General features: G+C 69.9%; 5 protein-coding genes. 2 read left to right on the top strand and 3 right to left on the bottom strand.

Translation table 11 applies throughout. From position 1 onward, the window contains the following. Nucleotides 1–2070 (top strand): FdhF/YdeP family oxidoreductase (locus VFX99_RS14910; RefSeq protein ID WP_329667080.1); only part of this gene is annotated, 2070 nt, incomplete at its 5' end. Here the strand turns inward: VFX99_RS14910 and VFX99_RS14905 are convergent. Genes VFX99_RS14905 through glp form a run of 3 tightly spaced genes read right to left on the bottom strand, consistent with a single transcriptional unit; the run spans nucleotide 2071 to nucleotide 4108 of the window. Then, the gene (locus VFX99_RS14905; RefSeq protein ID WP_329667079.1) at nucleotides 2071–2337 is read right to left on the bottom strand and encodes a DUF6457 domain-containing protein; all 267 of its coding nucleotides are present in this window, start codon (nucleotides 2335–2337) and stop codon (nucleotides 2071–2073) included. It abuts the gene before it with no gap. Continuing rightward, on the bottom strand, nucleotides 2334–2912 hold the full coding sequence (gene mobA, locus VFX99_RS14900; RefSeq protein ID WP_329667078.1) for a molybdenum cofactor guanylyltransferase: 579 nt from the start codon (nucleotides 2910–2912) through the stop codon (nucleotides 2334–2336). The genes VFX99_RS14905 and mobA overlap by 4 nt, the downstream gene beginning before the upstream one ends. Next, the gene (gene glp, locus VFX99_RS14895; protein ID WP_329667077.1) at nucleotides 2909–4108 is read right to left on the bottom strand and encodes a gephyrin-like molybdotransferase Glp; all 1200 of its coding nucleotides are present in this window, start codon (nucleotides 4106–4108) and stop codon (nucleotides 2909–2911) included. Before glp ends, mobA begins: the two co-directional genes overlap by 4 nt. Nucleotides 4109–4383: 275 nt before the next feature. On the opposite strand from glp, the gene VFX99_RS14890 reads away from it, so the two are divergent. Then, a partial coding sequence (locus VFX99_RS14890; protein ID WP_329667076.1) for a DUF222 domain-containing protein occupies nucleotides 4384–5169 on the top strand: 786 nt, incomplete at its 3' end.

Here is a 5169-nt window from a genome sequence, read left to right as displayed (position 1 = left end):
CTGGATGAGGGTGCGTCGCATTATCGCCCGATCTCGTGGGACGACGCGCTGCGCGAGGTCGCCGATGCGCTGCGGGGCATGGATGATCCGAGCGAGGCGATCTTCTACACCTCGGGCCGCACCTCGAACGAGGCGGCGTTCCTGTATCAGCTGCTCGTGCGCGGGCTGGGCACCAACAACCTGCCGGACTGCTCGAACATGTGCCACGAGTCGTCGGGTTCTGCGCTGACCGAGACGCTCGGGATCGGCAAGGGCACGGTGTCGATCGAGGACATCCACAAGGCCGACCTGCTGATCGTCGCCGGCCAGAACCCCGGCACGAACCACCCCCGCATGCTGAGCGCGCTGGAGAAGGCGAAAGACAACGGGGCGACGATCGTCGCCGTGAACCCATTGCCTGAGGCCGCGCTGATCCGCTACAAGAACCCCCAGACGCCGAGAGGCGTGATCCTCGGCGGCAAGAAGCTCGCGGACGAGTTCGTGCAGATCCGGCTCGGAGGCGACCAGGCGCTGTTCCAGGCGATCGGAAAGCACCTGCTCGAGGTCCAGGAGCGTGAGGGTGGGGTGCTCGACTCCGAGTTCATCGACGCGCACACGACCGGCTTCGCGCAGTACGCCGCCGAGGTGGGCGCGGTGCCCTGGCGCGAGCTGGTCGCCGCGACGGGGGTGCCTGAGAAGGCGCTGCGCCGCGTGGCCGAGCGCGTGCGCACCTCGAAGGCCACGATCGTGTGCTGGGCGATGGGGCTGACGCAGCACAAGCACGCGGTGGCCACGCTGCGGGACGTCGTGAACGTGCTGCTCCTGCAGGGCAACATCGGCCGGCCGGGCGCGGGCGTGTGCCCGGTGCGCGGTCACTCGAACGTGCAGGGCGACCGCACGATGGGCATCTACGAGAAGCCGTCGGAGCACTTCCTCGCCGCGCTGGACCGCGAGTTCGGGTTCACGGCGCCGCGGGCGCACGGACACGACACGGTCGAAGCGATCCGTGCCATGCGCGACGGCAGAGCGCGGGTGTTCATGGCGATGGGTGGCAACTTCGTCTCGGCGACTCCCGACACCAGAGTCGTGGAGGCCGCCCTGCAGAACGTCGATCTCACGGTACAGGTGTCCACGAAGCTGAATCGCTCCCACGTCGTGACCGGCAAGCGTGCCATCATCCTGCCGACGCTGGGCCGCACCGACCGCGACATCCGCGGCGGGGGGGAGCAGCGTGTCACGGTGGAGGACTCGATGAGCGCGGTGCACGCCTCTCGCGGGCGGCTTGTGCCGCCCTCCGAGGACATGCTCAGCGAGGTGGCGATCGTCGCGCGGCTGTGCGCCCTGCTGTTCGGTACGGATGCCGGGAGCCGTTTCGAGCCGCAGATCGACGCCACAACCGCGGCGGATGTCGATTTCGGTCAGCCGGAGCACGAGGGAATCCAGTCGGACGCGCCGGCGGTGGAACACGGTCATCCCGCACCCGAGCACGGTGGGCGTCCGAATTCCGTTCCGCATGCCGACTGGGCGGCTCTGGAAGCCGACTACGCCCTGATCCGTCGGCACATCGCCGCGGTCATCCCCGGCTTCGACGACTTCGAGAGCAGGATCGAGAAGGGTCGCACGCTGTTCCTGCCGAACGGCCCGCGCGACGGCCGCAGCTTCGCCACCCCGACGGGGAAGGCTGTGTTCACGGCCAACCCGCTCGAGTACCCGTTCATCCCGCGTGGCCGCCTGCTGCTGCAGACTCTGCGCTCGCACGACCAGTACAACACCACGATCTACGGCAAGGACGACCGATATCGCGGCATCCACGGTGGGCGTCGCGTGATCCTCGTGAACCCGAAGGACATCCAGCAGCTCGGCTTCGAGGAGAACGACATCGTCGACCTCGTCTCCGAATGGCGCGACGGCAGCGAACGGCGCGCGGAGGAGTTCCGGATCGTCTCCTACTCCACGCCACGCGGAAACGCGGCCGCCTACTACCCCGAGACCAACGTGCTCGTCCCGCTCGACTCCGTCGCCGACGTCAGCGGCACGCCGACATCCAAGTCCGTCATCGTGCGGCTGGAGCGCCGTCAGCCTGCGTCCTGATCAGCTCTCGGGTTTCCAGTCCGCCGCGAGAGCTGTGATCTTCGCGACGCTGGCGCGCACCTGCTCGGGCGTGCCGCCCGCCTTTCCCGCGACGAGTCCGGCGACGTAGGCGCCGAGCGGTGCGGCCGGCCGGGCCACTCCGACGGCTACATCGCGAGCCAGATCGAGGATCACCGTGATGGGGATGTCGTCGGCGTCCAGTCCGAACTCCTCTCGCATCCCCTCCGCCCACGCGTCCAACGCCTCGGGCGGCAGCTTCTCGCTCATGGGTTCCTCCTTCGCGCCTGATTCAGATCGTCCCACGTGTCGATGTCGGCCGCGAGGTCGTCGGACGCCGCGACGGCGGTGATGCTCAGCTCGCCGAGCAGGGCGCGCACGGAGGCGCCCTGCCCTGCTTGCGGGAGCCCGGCGCCGGCAGAGCGGAGCGCGTCGGTGCGGTAGATGCCGGCGAGCCACTGGAGGCGGCCCTCCTCGTCCGCGAGGCACGCCCCATCCCCCTCGAACGGGGAAGCCAGCAGCAGCGGGACCGCCGCCCTCACCTCGGGCAGATCGCACGCGAGGACCAGGACACGGGATGCTGCGACCAGCGGCAGCGCGGCCAGGATCGCCGCAGCCGGTCCGCCGAACGGCGGATCCTCGCGGACCCAGGTGACCGCGGGAGAAGCATCGGCGCCGGCGAGCGGGTCGCCCACCGCGACGATGGAATCGCAGCCGGCGTCTTCCGCGGCGCCGATCGCGGCGTTCAGCAGCGTCGTGCCGCCGACCTCGAGAAGCGGCTTGTTCACGCCGCCCATGCGCGAGCCTCGTCCGCCGGCGAGAAGGATCGCAGCGAGTCCGCTCACGAGACGAGCATGACATCGACGACGTCGCCGGGGGCGACGATGTCGACGGTTGCGGGGACCACGGCGTAGCCCTCGGCGCGCGCCAATCCACCGGCCAAGTGCGACCCGCCCATCGTGGCCGGAGCGACGCCGCCATTCGCGAGGGTGATCGGCAGGTACTGCACGCGCCCGCGCGGCGTCCGCCAGCCTTCGACGGCGGGAAGACGCAGCATCCGCCGACGCACTTGCCTGCGTCCCTGCATCGTGAGTAGCGCGGGTCGCACGAAAGCCTCGAACGACACCGCAGCGCTGACGGGATTGCCAGGCAGTCCGAACACGAGCGGGGGGCCGGCCGCGAAGCCCTGCGGCTTGCCCGGCTGCATCGCGACCTTGGTGAACGTCATGCCCTCGACGGCGCTGCGGACGACCTCGTAGGCGCCGGCGCTCACGCCGCCGGAGGTGACCACGGCATCCGCTCCGAGTTCGGTCGCGTGGGCGAGGGCACGGCGGAGGTCGTCGTCGACGTCGCCGACAGTGGTCTGGAGCACGACATCGGCCCCTGCCTGGGCGGAGAGCGATGCAAGCAGCAGTGCGTTCGACTCGGGGATCCGGCCACGCACGAGCTCGGAGCCGGGAGCGACGAGCTCGCTGCCGGTGGAGACGACGGCGACGCGCGGGCGTCGCGAGACGCTCACGTGGGCGACGTTGGCGGCGGCGACCGCGGCCAGCTGCAGCGGCCCGAGCTCGACACCGGCAGCGACCAGCTCCGCGCCCGCGGCGCAGTCCTCGCCACGCCGGCGGATGTGCGCACCGATGCGTGGGGGAGCCTGCAGCACCCGCACCGAGACGAGCGAGTCGGTGAGGCCGCCCGCTGTGGCCTCGAACGGCACGATCGTGTCGGCGCTGGTGGGCACCGGCGAACCGGTCATGATCCGCGCGGCCTCGCCGCCGGTGAGATCGGGGTCGAGGGCGGTGCCGGCGGGCAGGTCGGCGACGACCCGCAGAACCACGGGGGACTGCTCGCTTGCGCCGGCCACGTCGGCGAATCGAACCGCGAAACCGTCCATGGCGGAGTTGTCGAAGAGCGGCAGATCCACCGCCGCATTGACCGCCGAGCGGAGTGTGCTGCCGTGCGCCGCTGCGATCGGTACGGTGATCGACTCGAGCGACGGCGCGGCGGCCAGGATCGTTGCCAGGTGCTCGTCGACCGGGATCATGGCGATCCGGGCGCGTCGACGGCCGCGTCGGGGCGGGCATGGAAGGCCATGTGTTCAGGCTATCCGCCGACTGCGGCCCGCGACTTGGCGGGCGTCCGATGTCGTACCTTTGTTCTAATCTGAAGCCATGTTCTTCGATGCTTCGCTTCCGCCCCCGGATCCTGACTTCACGCCTGCAGCGTGGACTGGCTGCGACCTCAACAATGCCCCGTGCGACGAGCCGCCCGAACTCGAGGCGGGCCCGTGAGCGCGCCGGGGTCGAGGCTCCCGATACGTTGGATCACCTGATCGAGATCGCAGACATGGTCACCATGCAGGCGGCACAACGGCTGATCGGTGTGAACATATTCCGCCGAGAGGCGCTGGCGGATGCCGCACGTTCCGGGCGGGTGCTCACCGACGTCGTGGAGCGATCGGTGCGATTGGAGATCGCCGCCGCGCTCCGCATCACGGAGCACGAAGTCGCTGCGATGCTCGCCCTGGGCGAGGCGCTCGTCGAGCGGTTTCCGACGGTTCTCGACTCGTTCGCCTCTGCGCGGATGACGGAGAGGCACGCCCGGTTACTGGTCGAGGCCGTCCAGACAGTGGAGCCGGTGTTCCATCAGCAGATCCTGCCGGAGGCGGTCAGACTGGCGGAGGAGCAGCCGGTCGGCGCGTTCCGTCGCAAGCTGCGCGCACTGATCGAGGCGGCTCGCTCCACGACACTCACGCAGCGGTACGAATCGGCCGTGCGGAGGCGTCGGGTCGTGCTGCAGCCCGATCACGATGCCATGACGTGGGTCATGGCCCTGATGCCCGCCGTCGAAGCGCAGGCGATCTGGGGCCGGGTCACCCGGATGGCGAAAGCCATTCTCGCCTCGGAAGGGGAGACGCGGACCATCGGCCCGATCCGTGCCGACGTGATCGCGGACATCCTCATCGAGGGTGAGACCGGACTGCATCCGGCTGCAGCGCAAGGTATACGCGCGACCGTTGCGGTCACCGTCCCGGTCCTCGCCCTCCTCGATCCTGGGCTTGACGGAGTCGAGCCCGCGGTCGTGGAGGGGATCGGACCCATTCCG

This window comes from Microbacterium sp., assembly GCF_036277215.1.
Lineage (GTDB): Bacteria > Actinomycetota > Actinomycetes > Actinomycetales > Microbacteriaceae > Microbacterium.
This window is presented reverse-complemented; position numbering and strand designations above follow the sequence as displayed.